At 61.6% G+C, this 16,498-nt stretch carries 16 protein-coding genes; 9 read left to right on the top strand and 7 right to left on the bottom strand.

Features of this window, described 5'->3' with window-relative positions; genetic code table 11:
• The first annotated feature begins 329 nt into the window (after positions 1 to 329).
• Both I8746_RS18380 and I8746_RS18375 read left to right on the top strand, forming a co-directional pair.
• Positions 330 to 539: a cold-shock protein gene (locus I8746_RS18380; RefSeq protein WP_003255093.1), complete on the top strand. Its 210-nt coding sequence runs from the start codon at positions 330 to 332 to the stop codon at positions 537 to 539.
• A gap of 90 nt (positions 540 to 629) precedes the next feature.
• Positions 630 to 1,118 carry an RDD family protein gene (locus I8746_RS18375; RefSeq protein ID WP_012051329.1) on the top strand — a complete coding sequence of 163 codons (489 nt, stop codon included), beginning with the start codon at positions 630 to 632 and terminating at the stop codon, positions 1,116 to 1,118.
• Positions 1,119 to 1,266: 148 nt separating this feature from the next.
• Here I8746_RS18375 and lptG read toward each other — a convergent pair whose 3' ends face one another.
• Positions 1,267 to 2,328, bottom strand: a complete 1,062-nt coding sequence (gene lptG, locus I8746_RS18370; RefSeq protein ID WP_010952171.1) for an LPS export ABC transporter permease LptG — start codon at positions 2,326 to 2,328, stop codon at positions 1,267 to 1,269.
• Complete coding sequence (gene lptF / locus I8746_RS18365) at positions 2,321 to 3,436, bottom strand: LPS export ABC transporter permease LptF (protein WP_004575655.1); 1,116 nt, start codon at positions 3,434 to 3,436, stop codon at positions 2,321 to 2,323. Before lptF ends, lptG begins: the two co-directional genes overlap by 8 nt.
• Positions 3,437 to 3,737: 301 nt before the next feature.
• Between lptF and I8746_RS18360 the strand changes: the two genes are divergently transcribed.
• The 5 genes from I8746_RS18360 (at position 3,738) to rlmF (ending at position 10,258) form a co-directional block, all read left to right on the top strand.
• Positions 3,738 to 5,231, top strand: coding sequence for a leucyl aminopeptidase (locus I8746_RS18360; RefSeq protein ID WP_161773537.1), 1,494 nt, complete (start codon positions 3,738 to 3,740; stop codon positions 5,229 to 5,231).
• Between the two features lie 50 nt (positions 5,232 to 5,281).
• Positions 5,282 to 5,710, top strand: a complete 429-nt coding sequence (locus I8746_RS18355) for a DNA polymerase III subunit chi (protein ID WP_014755450.1) — start codon at positions 5,282 to 5,284, stop codon at positions 5,708 to 5,710.
• Positions 5,711 to 5,715: 5 nt separating this feature from the next.
• Positions 5,716 to 6,081, top strand: coding sequence for a hypothetical protein (locus I8746_RS18350; RefSeq protein ID WP_003255102.1), 366 nt, complete (start codon positions 5,716 to 5,718; stop codon positions 6,079 to 6,081).
• Positions 6,082 to 6,279: 198 nt separating this feature from the next.
• Entirely contained in the window at positions 6,280 to 9,126 is a 2,847-nt protein-coding gene (locus tag I8746_RS18345) for a valine--tRNA ligase (protein ID WP_003255103.1), read from the top strand.
• A gap of 178 nt (positions 9,127 to 9,304) precedes the next feature.
• Positions 9,305 to 10,258: a 23S rRNA (adenine(1618)-N(6))-methyltransferase RlmF gene (gene rlmF / locus I8746_RS18340; protein WP_012051325.1), complete on the top strand. Its 954-nt coding sequence runs from the start codon at positions 9,305 to 9,307 to the stop codon at positions 10,256 to 10,258.
• Between the two features lie 47 nt (positions 10,259 to 10,305).
• Here the strand turns inward: rlmF and I8746_RS18335 are convergent, their stop codons facing one another.
• Entirely contained in the window at positions 10,306 to 10,587 is a 282-nt protein-coding gene (locus tag I8746_RS18335; protein ID WP_003255106.1) for an HU family DNA-binding protein, read from the bottom strand.
• Positions 10,588 to 10,956: 369 nt separating this feature from the next.
• Here I8746_RS18335 and yejK point away from each other — a divergent pair, with 369 nt between their 5' ends.
• Positions 10,957 to 11,964 carry a nucleoid-associated protein YejK gene (gene yejK / locus I8746_RS18330; protein ID WP_012051324.1) on the top strand — a complete coding sequence of 336 codons (1,008 nt, stop codon included), beginning with the start codon at positions 10,957 to 10,959 and terminating at the stop codon, positions 11,962 to 11,964.
• Here yejK and I8746_RS18325 read toward each other — a convergent pair.
• From I8746_RS18325 to I8746_RS18310, 4 genes are all read right to left on the bottom strand, one after another.
• A complete protein-coding gene (locus I8746_RS18325; RefSeq protein WP_003255109.1) occupies positions 11,912 to 12,253 on the bottom strand; it encodes a GIY-YIG nuclease family protein in 342 nt (113 codons plus the stop codon). The two genes, yejK and I8746_RS18325, sit on opposite strands and share 53 nt — an antisense overlap.
• Entirely contained in the window at positions 12,246 to 12,722 is a 477-nt protein-coding gene (locus tag I8746_RS18320) for a nuclear transport factor 2 family protein (protein WP_014755447.1), read from the bottom strand. Before I8746_RS18320 ends, I8746_RS18325 begins: the two co-directional genes overlap by 8 nt.
• A gap of 109 nt (positions 12,723 to 12,831) precedes the next feature.
• Positions 12,832 to 14,112, bottom strand: a complete 1,281-nt coding sequence (locus I8746_RS18315) for an MFS transporter (protein WP_017148121.1) — start codon at positions 14,110 to 14,112, stop codon at positions 12,832 to 12,834.
• A gap of 13 nt (positions 14,113 to 14,125) precedes the next feature.
• Positions 14,126 to 14,776: a FadR/GntR family transcriptional regulator gene (locus I8746_RS18310; RefSeq protein WP_004575660.1), complete on the bottom strand. Its 651-nt coding sequence runs from the start codon at positions 14,774 to 14,776 to the stop codon at positions 14,126 to 14,128.
• Between the two features lie 139 nt (positions 14,777 to 14,915).
• On the opposite strand from I8746_RS18310, the gene I8746_RS18305 reads away from it, so the two are divergent.
• A complete protein-coding gene (locus I8746_RS18305; protein ID WP_014755444.1) occupies positions 14,916 to 16,100 on the top strand; it encodes an alkaline phosphatase family protein in 1,185 nt (394 codons plus the stop codon).
• Positions 16,101 to 16,498: the final 398 nt, after the last annotated feature.

Below are 16,498 nucleotides of genomic sequence, written 5' to 3'. Positions count from 1 at the left end.
TCGACATATTCGTTTTCGAACCTGCCCAATAACTTTTGAACATGGCGCCAGGCCAGGCGCCATGCCGTTTCCGACAAATCGGTCGGTTATCGGCAAGCGGCCAGTTTTCCATACGACCAAGGGCTTGTTTTTCGCTCGGGAGTTGGCGTAGAGTCACTGCACTGTGTTTGCATGGGTCGCAACAGTTCGTGACCTGGGCCAGTAGCCGAGATTTGCTACAACCCGTTCGACGTCTCTTACTTCCTGCAACCCAGCCCAGTAATCTTTCGCTTACAAAAAAGTGCGAAAGAAACTGTCATCAAAATTTAAGCTTCATAGGAAATAAGACAATGGCTGAGCGTCAGAACGGTACCGTCAAGTGGTTCAATGACGAAAAAGGTTACGGCTTCATCACCCCAGAAAGCGGTCCGGATCTGTTCGTGCACTTCCGCGCTATCGAAGGTAGCGGCTTCAAAAGCCTGAAAGAAGGCCAGAAGGTTACCTTTGAAGCAGTTCAGGGCCAGAAAGGCATGCAGGCTGACAAGGTTCAACCTGTCTGATCCAGCGCCAGACTTTGAAAAGCCCCTGCCAAGTGCAGGGGTTTTTTTTTGCCCGTAGAATAGCAGGCTCGTCTTCTGGAGCTGTCCTGCATGTCCAAGCCTCTGCTCACACCCCAGGGTGATTTTCCGCCGGTCGGCCTGGGCCGGCGCCTGGCAGCGATGTTCTATGACTTTCTACTGTGCACCGCGCTGCTGATCGTGACCGCCGGCGCCTACAAGATAATTCAGATGTCGATCATCGGCGAAGCACGTATGCGCGAGCTGACCGAGGCCGGTGCACTGGATGGCGACCCATTGCTGTCTACGGTACTGCTGTTTGCCCTGTTCGGCTTCTTTGCCAAGTTCTGGACCCACGGTGGGCAGACGCTGGGTATGCAGGTATGGGGCGTTCGGGTGCAGAATGCCGATGGCTCGGCCATCAGCCTGTGGCAGGCGCTCTTGCGGTTCGTCGTGTCGATTGCCTCGTGGCTGTGCCTGGGGCTGGGTTTTTTCTGGGTGCTGATCGACAAGCGCAAGCGTGGTTGGCATGACATCTATTCGGAAAGCCAGCTGGTGCGGGTACCTAAACAGAAGAAATGAGCCAGAGGATTGGCGTTGCCGGTTCGGGCCCTTTCCTGATGCCTGCGCGATACCTGTAGGCGCGGGTTTACCCGCGAACGGGCCGGGCCAGATAAACACCCATGAAAAAGCCGACCCTGAGGTCGGCTTTCTTGTGCAGCTCTGGCTATTACCCTGCCCGGCGCAACAACCACACACCGGCCAAGGCACAGATGCCCGCCGGTATCACCACCGCCAGCAGCGGCGGGAAGCCGAATACCTGGCTCGAAGGCCCGAGCAGGTCCTGGCCAATGCGAAACACGAAGCCCACCAGCACACCCGTGAACACGCGCTGACCAAGGGTAACCGAACGCAGCGGGCCAAAGATGAACGAGATCGCCATCAGCACCAGGGCCGCCGTTACCATGGGCTGCAGCACCTTGGTCCAGAATGCCAGCCAGTATCGGGAGTTGTTCAGGCCCTGGTCAGACAGGTAGTGGATGTAGTCCCACAAGCCGGTAATCGAAAGCGACTCCGGCGCGAGGATCACGGTATTGAGCAGCTCTGGGGTGAGCGAAACATCCCAGCGCTCCTCCGGCGCGTTGACCACCTCGGTGTGGTCGCCACGGAAATAGGTGGTACGCACATCAGCGAGCAGCCAGTGATCGTTCTGGTACTGCGCACGGCGGGCAAAGCTCGAGGTGACAATCTTGCGCTCGCTGTCGAAGCGGTAGCGGGTCACGCCCAGCAGCAGGCCATCGGGCTGTACGGCGTTGATGTGCACGTACTCCTCGCCCTGGCGGTGCCACATGCCACGTTTTGAGCTTTGTGCTTCACCACCACCCTGGGCCAGGGAACGGTCGGCCTGGGCCTTGTTCTCGGTCACCGGTGCCACATATTCGCCAATCAGCAGCCCCACCAGCATCAGCACCAGCATGGGTTTCATCACCGCCCAGACGATACGGCCGATGGACACGCCGGCCGCACGCATGATGGTCAGCTCGCTGCTGCTGGCCAGACTGCCCAGGCCGATCAGGCAACCGATCAGGGCGGCCATTGGCAGCATTTCATACAGCCGCCGAGGTGCGGTAAGCAGGACAAAGTTGCCTGCTTCCATCACCGTGTAGGTGTCACTCAGGTCGCCCATCTCATCGATGAAGGCGAAAAGCGAAGCCAGGCCGAGGATGATCCCCAGCACGGCCAGGATGGCCAGCAGCACGCTCTGGCCGATGTAGCGATCGAGCTTAGCCATGGGCCACCTCCGCACGGCGGGCGGCACGTTTGAGGCGCAGCGGCTCCCAGTACATCAGGCCAAGGCCGATCAGCAGGAACAGGCCGTGGACCCACCACATGCCCAGGGCGATCGGCAGTTTGCCCTTCTCGAGGGCGCCGCGTACGGAAATCAGCATTGTCAGGTAGGCCATGTACAGAAGAATTGCCGGCAGCAGCTTGAGGAAACGGCCCTGGCGCGGGTTGACCCGCGACAGTGGCACCGCCAGCAGGGTGACGACGAACACCAGGATCGGCAGCGACAGCCGCCATTGCAGCTCGGCGCGCTCACGCAGGCCCTCCTTGCCGATCAGTTCGGAGGTGGGAAGCGCTTCGCGCTCGGTCACTTCCTCGGCGACTTCCGGCTTGGGCAGCAGCACACCGTAGGTGTCGTACTTGATGGCGCGGTAGTCGGCCTGGCCCGGGTTGCCGTCGTAGCGGTAACCGTTTTCCAGCACCAGATAGCGGTTGCCGTCGGCCTGGATTTCCTGGTGGCCTTTCTCGGCGACCAGCACCGACGGGGCGCGATCCTTGGTCTTGTCTTGGTTGAAGCGCTTCTCGGAGATGAACACCCCGCCCAGGTTGATGCGGTCATCCGACAGTTGCTCGGTATAGGTTACCCGCGAGCCATCACGCAAGGTCTGGAAGCGGCCCGGGACCAAGGTGTCGAACTCGGTCAGGGCATCCTGCTGGCTGATGATCTGCTGCACCTGGGCCACGCCCAGCGGGGCCAGGCTCAGGCTCAGCCAGGCCACCAGCAGGGCAACCAGGGCAGCCGGCGCCATGGTCATGCCCAGCAGGCGCTGCTGGCTCATGCCAGTGGCCGACAGCACGGTCATCTCACTTTCCAGGTACAGGCGCCCGTAAGCCAGGAGGATGCCGAGGAACAGCCCCAGAGGCAGGATCAGTTGCAGGAAGCCTGGCAAGCGGAAGCCCATGATCAGGAACAACACGCCAGGGTCGAGCACGCCCTGGGCAGCCTGGGCCAGGTACTTGATGAAGCGCCCGCTCATGATGATCACCAACAGCACAGCGCTGACGGCGCTCAAGGTGACCAGGACCTCGCGGGACAGATAACGAAAGACGATCAAACCAGACACTCCTGGGTTGTCAGGGCGGACTGCCATGCAATGGCGCCAAACAATGACTTAGTACATCCAAGACCAATGCCGGTTCGCCAAAGGCGAACCTCCATGTAAAGTGCGCGCATTATCCTGTGATTGACCGCCCCTGTCACTTGGCCGCGTACGAAGGTGCACAACGGGGTTGTCAGCACGCTTGCCACAGGCTCAAACTGGCAGCTTTTCCGCTGGTGCGCGACGACGCGGCCAGGCCCGTCCAGAGCGCTGGAACACACAGCGCCATTCGTATCGATCATTCGGGGATCCTGACATGGAACTGGTTGTAAAAAGCGTAGCTGCTGCATCCGTAAAAACCGCCACACTGGTCCTTCCGGTAGGTGAAAACCGCAAGCTCGGCGCTGTTGCCAAGGCTGTCGACCAGGCCAGCGAAGGCGCCATCAGCGCCGTGCTCAAGCGCGGCGACCTGGCCGGCAAGCCGGGCCAGACCCTGCTGCTACAGAACCTCCCGGGCCTGAAGGCCGAGCGCGTGCTGCTGGTGGGCAGCGGCAAGGAAGAAGCCTTGGGCGACCGTGCCTGGCGCAAACTGGTGGCCAGTGTCGCTGGCGTGCTCAAGGGCCTGAACGGCACTGACGCAGTACTGGCCCTGGACGATATCGCAGTCAGCAACCGCGACGCCCATTACGGCAAATACCGCCTGCTGGCCGAAACCCTGCTGGACGGCGAATATGTGTTCGACCGATTCAAAAGCCAGAAAGCCGAGCCGCGTGCGCTGAAAAAGGTCACCCTGCTGGCCGACAAAGCCGGACAGGCCGAAGTCGAGCGTGCGGTCAAGCATGCCAGCGCCATCGCCAGCGGCATGGCCTTCACCCGTGACCTCGGCAACCTGCCACCCAACCTTTGCCACCCAAGCTTCCTGGCCGAACAGGCCAAGGAACTGGGCAAGGCGCACAAGGCCCTCAAGGTTGAAGTGCTGGACGAGAAAAAGATCAAGGACCTGGGCATGGGCGCGTTCTACGCCGTGGGCCAGGGCAGCGACCAGCCGCCACGCCTGATCGTGCTCAATTACCAGGGCGGCAAAAAGGCCGACAAGCCATTCGTGCTGGTGGGTAAAGGCATTACCTTCGACACCGGTGGCATCAGCCTCAAGCCAGGCGCCGGCATGGATGAAATGAAGTACGACATGTGCGGCGCCGCCAGCGTGTTCGGCACCCTGCGTGCAGTGCTCGAGCTGCAACTGCCGATCAACCTGGTGTGCCTGCTGGCCTGCGCCGAGAACATGCCAAGCGGCGGCGCCACCCGCCCAGGTGACATCGTCACCACCATGAGCGGTCAGACCGTGGAAATCCTCAACACCGACGCTGAAGGCCGCCTGGTGCTGTGCGACACCCTGACCTACGCCGAGCGCTTCAAGCCGCAGGCAGTGATCGACATCGCCACCCTGACCGGCGCCTGCATCGTCGCCCTGGGCAGCCACACCTCCGGCCTGATGGGCAATAACGACGACCTGGTCGGGCAGTTGCTCGATGCCGGCAAGCGCGCCGACGACCGTGCCTGGCAGCTGCCGCTGTTCGATGAATACCAAGAGCAGCTGGACAGCCCGTTCGCCGACATGGGCAACATCGGTGGGCCGAAGGCCGGTACGATCACCGCGGGTTGCTTCCTGTCGCGCTTCGCCAAAGCCTACAACTGGGCGCACATGGACATTGCCGGTACCGCCTGGGTCAGTGGCGGCAAGGACAAAGGCGCCACTGGCCGCCCGGTACCTCTGCTGACCCAGTACCTGCTGGACCGCGCTGGCGCCTGAAGCCGTGAAGCCGGTGGTGCCTTGCGCGCCACCGGCCGGCGATTCCCACCATGAGCAAAGTCGACTTCTACATTCTGCCAACCGACTCGCTGTCGGCGCGGCTCGATTTCGCCTGCAAGCTGTGCGAGAAGGCCTGGCGCCTTGGCCACCGGGTCTATCTGCACTGCCAGGATGCAGAACAGCGCAGTGAACTGGACCAACGCTTGTGGCGCTTCAAGGGCGAGGCCTTCGTGCCCCACGACCTCGCCGAGGTGCATGCCGATGCTGGCGTGGTTCTGGGCCTGGCTGACAACGCCGGCGAGCACCACGGCCTGCTGATCAACCTCGGCGCCAGCGTGCCGGGCTTTGTCGGGCAGTTCGAGCGGGTCGCCGAAATCGTTGTTGAAGAGCCGGCTATCCGCCAATCAGCCCGTGAGCGATTCCGTTTCTACCGTGAACAGGGCTATGCTCTGCAAGACCACCGCTTACAGCGACTTTGACGACGATGGACAAGCCCTCCCCTTTGCCCGATTCCGCCCATCTGCTCGATGACCTCGAGTCGATCCGTCAGCTGCTTGGCGACGCCGACCTGCAACCGCCGCTGCTCACCGAGACGGTAGAGCAGATTCCGTTGCTGCTGGACGAAGCCGCCAGCGACCCCGCGGCGCCCGCCGAACCTGTAGCTGCCGAACCCGAGGACGACCCGCAGACCCGCCGCCAGGACACCCTGCTGCACCTGGAAAGCGAGCTGCGCGCCGCAGCGCAGATGATCATGCAGGACGTGATCAACGACTTTACCCCGCATATCGAGAACGAAATCAAGCGCCGGCTGGATGCGCGGATCGAGCGGCTGATCAAGCGTTCCGAGTAGACCCGGGCAACGGTGTCGACTGCTTCGCGGGCGCGCCCACTCCCACAGGTTCTGAGCCTGCGCTTTGCCCGTAAGAGCGGACTTGCCCGCGAAGCAGGCGACTCTGTTCCGACAGTTGTCAGCAGCTTGTCGCCTGCGGCCCCCAGCTTGGTTATACTTCCCGGCTTTCCCGAATAAATGCACAGGGTCCCGCCGCGCATGGATAAGACCTACCAGCCGCACGCAATCGAAACTTCCTGGTACAACACCTGGGAGTCCGAGAACTATTTCGCTCCACAAGGTGCAGGCGAGTCCTACACCATCATGATCCCGCCGCCGAACGTAACCGGCAGCCTGCACATGGGCCACGGGTTCAACAACGCGATCATGGACGCCCTGATCCGTTTCCGCCGCATGCAAGGCCGCGACACCCTGTGGCAGCCGGGTACCGATCACGCGGGTATCGCCACGCAGATGCTGGTCGAGCGCCAACTTGAAGCCAAAGGCCAGAACCGTCATGACCTGGGCCGCGAAAAGTTCCTGGAAAAAGTCTGGGAATGGAAGGATCAGTCCGGCGGCAACATCAGCCGCCAGATTCGCCGCCTGGGCTCATCGGTAGACTGGAGCCGCGAGCGCTTCACCATGGACGACGGCCTCTCCGAAGCGGTTAAAGAAGCGTTCGTGCGCCTGCATGAAGACGGCCTTATCTACCGCGGCAAGCGCCTGGTCAACTGGGACACCAAGCTGCACACGGCCATCTCCGACCTCGAAGTGGAAAACCACGACGAGAAAGGCCACCTGTGGAACCTGCGCTACCCACTGGCCGACGGCGCCAAGACTGCCGAAGGCCAGGACTACCTGGTAGTTGCCACCACGCGTCCGGAAACCCTGCTGGGTGACGCTGCCGTAGCAGTCAACCCGAACGACGAACGCTACCAGGCACTGATCGGCAAATTCGTCGAACTGCCATTGGTCGGCCGCCGCATCCCGATCATCGCCGATGACTACTGCGACCCCGAGTTCGGTACCGGTTGCGTGAAGATCACCCCGGCCCACGACTTCAACGACTACGAAGTCGGCAAGCGCCACAACCTGCCGCTGCTGAACATCTTCGACAAGAACGCCTTCGTGCTGGCCAGCGCCCAGGCCTTCAACCTCGACGGCAGCGTTAACGAGCAGGTCGACACCCAACTGCCGGCCCAGTACGCCAACCTTGACCGCTTTGTCGCGCGCAAGCAGATCGTCGCCGACCTGGACGCCCAGGGCCTGCTGGTCAGCATCGACGACCACGCCCTGAAAGTGCCGAAAGGCGACCGTTCCGGCACGGTCATCGAGCCGTGGCTGACCGACCAGTGGTACGTTTCCACCAAGCCGCTGGCAGAGCCTGCCATCGCCGCCGTGGAAGATGGCCGCATCCAGTTCGTGCCCAAGCAATACGAGAACATGTACTTCTCCTGGATGCGCGATATCCAGGACTGGTGCATCAGCCGCCAACTGTGGTGGGGCCACCGCATTCCTGCGTGGTACGACGAGGCCGGCCAGGTCTACGTTGGCCGCAACGAGGAAGAAGTGCGCGCCAAGCACAAGCTGGGCGCCGACGTGGTCCTGCGTCAGGATGACGACGTACTCGACACCTGGTTCAGCTCGGGCCTGTGGACATTCTCCACCCTGGGCTGGCCGGAACAGACCGAATTCCTCAAGAAGTTCCACTCCACCGACGTGCTGGTGACTGGCTTCGACATCATCTTCTTCTGGGTTGCGCGCATGATCATGCTGACCATGCACCTGATCAAGAACGAAGACGGCACCCCGCAGGTACCGTTCAAGACCGTGTACGTGCACGGCCTGGTACGTGACGGCCAGGGCCAGAAGATGTCCAAGTCCAAGGGCAACGTGCTGGACCCGCTGGACATCGTCGACGGCATCACCCTCGACGCCCTGCTGGAAAAACGCACCAGCGGCATGATGCAGCCCAAGCTTGCCGAGAAGATCGCCAAGCAGACCAAGGCCGAGTTCCCCGAAGGTATTGCCAGCTACGGCACCGACGCCCTGCGCTTCACCTTCTGCTCGCTGGCCTCGACAGGCCGCGACATCAAGTTCGACATGGGCCGCGTCGAAGGCTACCGCAACTTCTGCAACAAGATCTGGAACGCTGCCCGCTACGTGCTGGACAAGGGTGAAGACTGCGGCCAGAACGGCGAAGCCTACGAGCTGTCGCTGGCAGACCGCTGGATCATCTCGCAACTTCAGCGTACCGAAGCCGAAGTAACCCGCCAGCTGGAGCAGTTCCGCTTCGACCTGGCCAGCCAGGCGCTGTACGAGTTCATCTGGAACCAGTACTGCGACTGGTACCTGGAGCTGTCCAAACCGGTACTGTGGGACGAAAACGCCCCGGTAGAGCGCGCCCGTGGCACCCGCCGCACCTTGGTGCGCGTGCTGGAAGTGGCACTGCGTCTTGCGCATCCGTTCATGCCGTTCATCACCGAAGAAATCTGGCAGCGCATTGCGCCGCTGGCCGGCATCGACGGCAAGACCATCATGCTGCAGCCATGGCCAGTGGCCAACGAAGCGCGCATTGACGCCGCCGCCGAAGGCGACATCGAGTGGCTGAAAGAGTTGATGGTCGGCCTGCGTAATATTCGCGCCGAAATGAACATCGGCCCCGGCAAGCCGCTGCCGCTGTTCCTGAAGAACGCCAACGCCGACGACCAGCGCCGCCTGCAGGAAAACGAAGCGCTGCTGAAGAAGCTGGCCAAGGTCGAGTCGTTCACCGTACTGGGTGATGCCGACGAAGCGCCGCTGTCCGCTACCGCCCTGGTCGGTGACCTGCAAGTGCTGGTGCCAATGGCCGGGCTGATCGACAAGGATGCCGAGCTGGCGCGCCTGAACAAGGAAATCCAGCGTCTGCAAGGTGAAGTGCAACGTGTTGGCGGCAAGCTGTCCAACGCAGCCTTCGTCGACAAGGCCCCGCCTGCGGTGATCGAGAAGGAACGCGCCAAGCTGGCCGAGTCCGAACAGGCCCTGGCCAACTTCACCGAGCAGCATGCGCGGATTGCAGCGCTGTAATCACTAGAGAGACCGTTGGGGCCGCTGCACGGCCCTTTCGCGACACAAGGCCGCTCCCACAGGACGGCGCCAACCTTCAAGGCGCCACCACCCTGTGGGAGCGGCCTTGTGTCGCGAAAGGGCTGCGTAGCAGCCCCAGGTTCTTCAAGCCACCGCTCGTATAGGGCTGGACACTGCCATGACCCCGAACAAACCCACCCTGCACCCGCGCAACCGCCACCAGGGTCGCTACGACTTCCCCAGCCTGATCAAGGCCCACCCTGACCTGGCCCGTTTCACCATCACCAACCCCCACGGCAAGCCCAGCATCGATTTTGCCAACCCCGAAGCCGTCCGCGTGTTCAACCGTGCACTGCTCAAGGCCCAGTACGGCATCCAGCACTGGGACATCCCAGCCGATTACCTGTGCCCGCCCATTCCTGGCCGTGCCGACTACATCCACGTAGCCGCCGATCTGCTGGCCGATGACAATGCTGGTGACGTCCCAAGGGGCACCCAAGTGCGCGCGCTGGACGTCGGCGTAGGGGCCAACTGCATCTATCCACTGCTGGGCCACAGCGACTACCGCTGGCGCTTCCTCGGTTCAGACATCGACCCCGTGGCTCTGGCCTCGGCCAAGGCTATCGTCCAGGCCAATGGCCTGGGCAAAGCCATTACCCTGCGCCAGCAGGCCAACCGAGCGCACATCCTCAGCGGCCTGCTGCAGGAGGGCGAACGCTTTGACCTGACCCTGTGCAACCCGCCCTTCCATGCCTCACGCGACGAAGCCACCCGCGGCAGCCAGCGCAAATGGAAGAACCTCGGCAAGCAGGACCCCAAACGCAAGCTGCCGGTGCTGAACTTCGGTGGCCAGAACAATGAACTGTGGTGCGAAGGCGGAGAAATCCGCTTTGTCACCCAGTTGATTGGCGAAAGCGTGCAGTACGCCGAACGGGTGCTGTGGTTCACCAGCCTGGTGTCCAAGGCCAGCAACCTGCCTGGCATCGAGGCCGCGTTGAAGAAGTCCGGCGCCAAGGCCGTGCGCATCATCGAGATGGGCCAGGGTCAGAAACAGAGCCGCATGGTCGCCTGGAGCTTCCATGACGACGCTGCACGCCAGGCCTGGCACGCCCAGCGTAAATCACAGGCATGAAAAAACCGCGCCCGGGCAAGCCGGGCGCGGTTTCGTCAAAACAACAATTACTTGTTGATAGCGTCGGTCAGCACTTTGGCTGGAACGAACTTGACGACTTTCTTGGCAGCGATTTCGATGGCAGCGCCAGTCGAAGGGTTGCGGCCGGTACGGGCAGGACGCTCGGAGACTTTCAGCTTGCCGATGCCTGGCAGAGTGATTTCAGCGCCGTTTTCCAGTTGGTCGGCAACGATCTGGCCCAGTTGTTCCAGAGCGTTCTTGGCGGTGGCTTTTGGCGCGGCGATCGATTCGGCGATGTCGGCAATCAGTTGGTCTTTGGTCAATGCCATGGTGGTGTTCCTTCCCTATCAAATTCGATGGTTATGCAGCGGACTACGACGTTATCGGGCCAGCCCCTTGAAATGGAGGGCCGCGCCAATTGCGTATGTAGATACGAAAATCGGCGTTTGGTTCGACACGACGACAGCATGCTGCCAGCAATGCGCACACGAGGGGCGCAAGACCGCGCAAAACTACCACATGAATGGATAAATATCCGCTTCGCACTTTGATTAAATGCAGGTTTTTCGGGGGTTTCAGCTGAAAACACACAAAATTGAACAAAAAACGAACAACCGACATATCTGCCAACATACGGCCACTGCATCACCTCAGGTCTAGGTTAAACTTGGCAACTTTTGCAGCTCGCCGAGAATTCCATGCCAATCCGTCATTGCATCGTTCACCTGATCGACAAAAAGCCCGATGGCAGCCCCGCCGTGCTGCATGCTCGCGACTCCGAACTGGCTGCCTCCGATGCCATCGAAAACCTCCTGGCCGACCTCAATGACAGCTACAACGCCAAGCAAGGCAAGGCCTGGGGCTTTTTCCACGGCGAATCGGGCGCCTACCCGCTGAGCGGCTGGCTGAAGCAGTACCTGGAGGGGGAAAAGGACTTCACCGCCTTCAGCCGCGTGGCTGTCGAGCATCTGCAGAAGCTGATGGAAGAGTCCAACCTGTCCACCGGCGGCCACATCCTGTTTGCCCACTATCAGCAAGGCATGACCGAGTACCTGGCGATCGCCCTGCTGCACCATAGCGAAGGCGTGGCGGTGAATGCCGAGCTCGACGTGACCCCTTCCCGTCATCTCGACCTTGGCCAGCTGCACCTGGCAGCACGCATCAACCTGTCGGAGTGGAAGAACAACCAGAACTCCAAGCAGTATATTTCGTTCATCAAGGGCAAGAACGGCAAGAAGGTGTCGGATTACTTCCGCGACTTCATCGGCTGCCAGGAAGGCGTCGACGGCCCGGGCGAAACGCGCACCCTGCTCAAGGCCTTCAGCGATTTCGTCGAAAGCGAAGACCTGCCGGAAGAATCCGCCCGCGAAAAGACCCAGACCCTGGTCGAGTACGCCACCACCCAGACCAAGCTGGGCGAGCCAGTGACGCTCGAAGAGCTGTCCAGCCTGATCGACGAGGACCGCCCCAAAGCGTTCTACGACCACATCCGCAACAAGGACTACGGCCTGTCGCCGGAAATCCCGGCGGACAAACGCACCCTCAACCAGTTCCGCCGTTTCACCGGGCGTGCCGAGGGGCTGTCGATCAGCTTCGAGGCGCATCTGCTGGGGGACAAGGTGGAGTATGACGAAGCGGCGGGGACCTTGATCATCAAGGGGCTGCCGACAACCTTGGTGGATCAGCTGAAGCGCCGCAAGGACTGATTTCCCCCAAGCCGCCAAAGGAGGCCACCAGTGCCTCCTTCGCTGACTTGCGCAGCCGCTTCACCAACCGCTCCTGGCGCAGCGCCGCGCCCTTGTCCGGCCACTGCTCCACGTACACCAGCGCCTGGGCCGGGCTGGTCTTGAAATAGCGGGCGCCCTGCCCTTTCTGATGCGCGGCGAACCGACGCTGAGGGTCATCGCTGATGCCGCAATACAACGAGCCATTGGCTGCCCTTACCAGATAGACAAACCAGGGCTTACCAACGGCAGGTTCGACGACTTCACTCACCCTGGGCCTGCTGGAATGCGCGCAACCCCTTGAATGCCTGCAGGCGGACCTTGTTCTGCATCAGCGGCGACCACCCCAGCAGCATTCCAGGAACACCCAACGCTTGCCGCGACCAGCGCCACAGGTCAAAGGTATCGTCATGCTGGCAAATCAGCCCATCACGCATGACAAAGCGTGCCCGGATATCGTTGACCACAACACGGCCGGTCTGGCTGAACAGGTAGGTAGCCACCCAGTGCGCGCTGCCACTGTGCTCATCTGCACGTATGCTGTCGAATGTCAGGGTGAAGTTCTTGGCGCGGGTGGTGAGCATCCGCCACATATCGCCTGCGTCCTTGCCGCGCAGGGTGCCGAACACCGGGTCGCTGAAAACGATATCGTTGCTGTAGCAGGCCAGCATGGCGTCGGCATCCAGGCGCTGGAAAGCCTGGTAGAAACGGGTAATCAGGGCGCGGTTGGCATCGCTCATTGTGGGCTTGTCCGTCCTAGGTTCGAAAACTGCACGATAATCTGCCCCGATGGCTTATGCCAGTACCCTCCTCTTGGCAGGCAAGAGGACGGTACTGCAAAAACATGCTTCAGACTTTTTCGCAGGTCACCTGCACCTGCAGTGCCCGCCCGGCACCCAGCCCGAACACGACGGCGCCAACGCCCAGTACCGCAAAAATCCAACCCAATGCCGCCCAGCCGCCGGTCAGGTCATGCACCAGGCCCACCGCGAAAGGCCCCATCGAGGCCAGGGTATAACCCACCCCTTGGGCCATGCTCGACAAGTTCGCCGCCACATGGGCATCTTTCGAGCGCAGCACGATCAAGGTCAGCGCCAGGGCAAAGGTACCGCCCTGCCCCAGGCCCAGCACAATGGCCCACCCCCACAACCCGGAAAGTGGCGCATACAGGCAACCGAACAGCCCCGCCAGCGTACCCGACATGACCACCACGATTGCCAGCCGCTGGTCCTTGCCGCGGGTGGCCAGCCAGGGGGCACTGAGCGAGCTGATCAACTGCACGATTACCGACCCCGACAGCACCAGCCCTGCCTCGGTAGGGCTAAGGCCGCGACCGATCAGGATCGATGGCAACCAACCGAACACGATGTAAGCCAGTGATGACTGCAGGCCCATATACAGGGTCACCTGCCAGGCCAGTGGGTCACGCCACAAGCCTCGCACGCGATAGGCCACCTTGTGCAGCCCATGCCCCTGACGGGCCTGTGGCAGCCACACCAGCATGGCCAGCAAAGCCGGCAGCACCCAGAAGCCCAACCCTAGTGCCCAGCTGCCGTCGAAATGCTGGGCCAAAGGCACGGTGGCGCCGGCGGCCATGGCCGCGCCCAGGCATAATGCCATGGTGTATACACCGGTCAGCGTGCCAGCGTGCTGCGGAAAGTCGCGCTTGACGATACCTGGCAACAATACGCCGATAATGCCGATGCTGGCCCCTGCCATCAGGCTGCCGAGGAACACCCCGACAGCCCCAACGGTACTTCGTACCACGAGGCCAAGCGCCAGGGTGACGAGGATGCCAAGAATCACCCGCTCGCTGCCAAAGCGCCGCGCCAGCACTGGCGCCAAGGGAGCAAACAGGCCCAGGCAGAGCACCGGCAAGGTGGTCAGCAAGCCCGCCTGCGAAGCATTCAGCCCCAAGCCTTCAGATACTTGGCCGAGCACCGGCGCCATGCTCGACAATGCCGGGCGCAGGTTCAGGGCCACCAGAACCAGGCCCAGCAGCAACAGCCATGGCCGCCGCAACACCACAGCCTGCTGCTGGACCTGTTCGTCGTCAGCTTCAGCGTCGATCAGCAGCTCATCGAGATCCCGCTCGTTCGATGGGGTATTACGGGTGATGGATTCAGCCATGGCCTTCTCGGTATCAGGATTCAATTAGGGTACGGCTCAGGCGCTTGGCCCGTTCAGCGTCACGTTGCTCGATGGCGTCGAGGATCTGCCCATGCAAGTCGAACGTGGCCTGGCAGCGCGGAACGGTGGCCATATTGTGTTGCAGAGCGGCAGCCACAACCCCGGAGAAGTAACGGTACAGCTCGCTCAATGCCGGGTTGTGGGCGGCATCGACCAGCCGCTGGTGGAAGACCAGATCGCAGGCGACATAGGCATCAACATCGCCATGAAAGTGCCCGGCACTGCCTTCCAGGGCATCCTTCAGCGCTTGCAGGTCGGCATCGTTACGACGCAAAGCCGCCAGGCCGATGGCTTCCGCCTCGAGGATATGGCGGGTCTCGCGAGCCTGCTCGAGCGTACATCGGGACATCGCGTGCACCGCCTGCAGCGGGTCCTGGGCAGTGCGCAGGTAGCTGCCGTCTCCCTGGCGAATTTCCACCAGGCCACTGAACGCCAGCACGCGCATGGCCTCACGCACCGTGTTACGGCTAATGCCCAGTTGCAAGGCAAGCTCGGGCTCGGTAGGCAGGCGCTGACCGACCTGCCAATCGCCCAGCACGATGCATTCGCGCATGCGCTCTACCGCCAATTCCACCAGGGAACGCTTGGTCAGCTCTGTATTCATGCCACTCAACCAATCATCCGATGAATTGCTGCAGCTTACTGGATTGCAGGCAAAGACGTAAACCACCTGGTATTTCTGCCAGTTGTGGGCATGCCACTTTGTTGCAACGCTCGTTGCGTGCTTTCAAGGATGCGCCCACATGCGAATGGCGAGTTTGCTGTTACTGCTGTTCCTGGCCCTGCAGCCAGGCTGTGACCCGGCCCGGCACCCGAGCCGCCCCAAGACCTTGCTCATCGGCCTTGATGGCGTGCAACTGCAGCAGTATTTGCAACTGGGCGATGCAACCAACCTGAAGCAGCGGCTTTACTACGGCAAGGCTTACGCCGGGGGTATCAATGGTAAAGCCAGCGAGCAGCTCACGTTGAGCGGCCCTGGCTGGATCACTTTGCTGACCGGCGTGTGGAGCAACAAGCATGGCGTTGAATCGGACGACGACTCGCAACGGGTAAACCCGGCGTTTCCCAGCCTGTTCAAGCGGCTACGCCTGGCCTACCCCAATGCCTACCTCTCCAGCATCGTTAACTGGTCACCCATCAACACGGCATTTCTGCTGGAGGACGCCCATGACGCCGATGTACGCGAAAGTGGTTTGCCAGATGAACAGGTGATTGAGCGTACGTTGCAGATCCTGGGTGACACACCCGCCGACTTCACGTTCATTCAACTGGACGAACCTGACCAGATCGGCCATCAAAGGGGTTATGGTGAGCACTATGCGCAGGCGTTGCGCAAGGCCGACAGCGAGATCGGGCGGCTATTGGACAAGGTAGACCAGCGGCATCGCATGTTCCCACAGGAAGACTGGCTGGTACTCGTCAGTACCAACCATGGCCGGGACTATTGGGGGAAAGGCCATGGCGGCGCTTCGGAGCAGGAAAAGAGTATCTTCATCGCCAGCAACAAGCCGTTGAATCAGGAACTGACCGAGCTGAGCATTCCTGTGGAGATGCCTGGGCCCGGCGGCCTGTACGGGCTTCCTGCGCAGACCTCGGTAGCGCCCACGGTGCTGCGCCACATGGGCCTCAAGCTGCAGCCGCAATGGCTATTGGACGGCACGCCTTTACTGGGTGATACCGGCGTGCGCAAGGCGCGGGCCGATGAAAACAAAGGACGACTACGCTGGAACAGTAACGCCAAGGGTTATCTGACCATTATCAAGAACGGCCATGTGGTTGCCCAGGTTGCGGCCAGAGACGACCAATGGATCGATCCGGAGGGGATGGAAAAGCAGAACGATTATGTACTGGTGCTGGATGGTACACCGGCGGCGGTGCGCAACAGGCCGGCAGCCAAGCCATTTGTGATCGAAGACCGCCGCTATTAAGCCCTTGAGAAGCAACAGTTCTGTCGTTCCTCAAGGGCTGGCGCGATCCCCGCAGGAGCGGGTTCACCCGCGAAAGGGCCGGCCCTGCTGGCCAGTTTCCACCCGCCGTTCGCCGCTGCCGCCGCTACCGTATTCGCGGGTAAACCCGCTCCTACATTGGACGCGCACAGGCTGTTGTAGGAGCGGGTTCACCCGCGAATGGGCCGGGCCTGCTGGCCAATTTCCTCCGGCCGTTCGCCGCTGCCGCCGCTACCGTATTCGCGGGTAAACCCGCTCCTACATTGGACTGAGCTGCGCCCCAGATGTTGGACATCTGTCCATCATCTGGGGGTTTTCATGAGCAAGTACTCAACACAATTCAAGCAGTCAGCCATCCAGGCTTTCCTCAAGCGTGGCCG

Origin of the sequence: Pseudomonas sp. USTB-Z (genome assembly GCF_019691255.1) — a bacterium.
GTDB classification, from domain to species: Bacteria; Pseudomonadota; Gammaproteobacteria; order Pseudomonadales; family Pseudomonadaceae; genus Aquipseudomonas; species Aquipseudomonas alloputida.
Note: the sequence above shows the minus strand (reverse complement) of the source record. Positions and strands in the feature narration are given on the sequence as shown.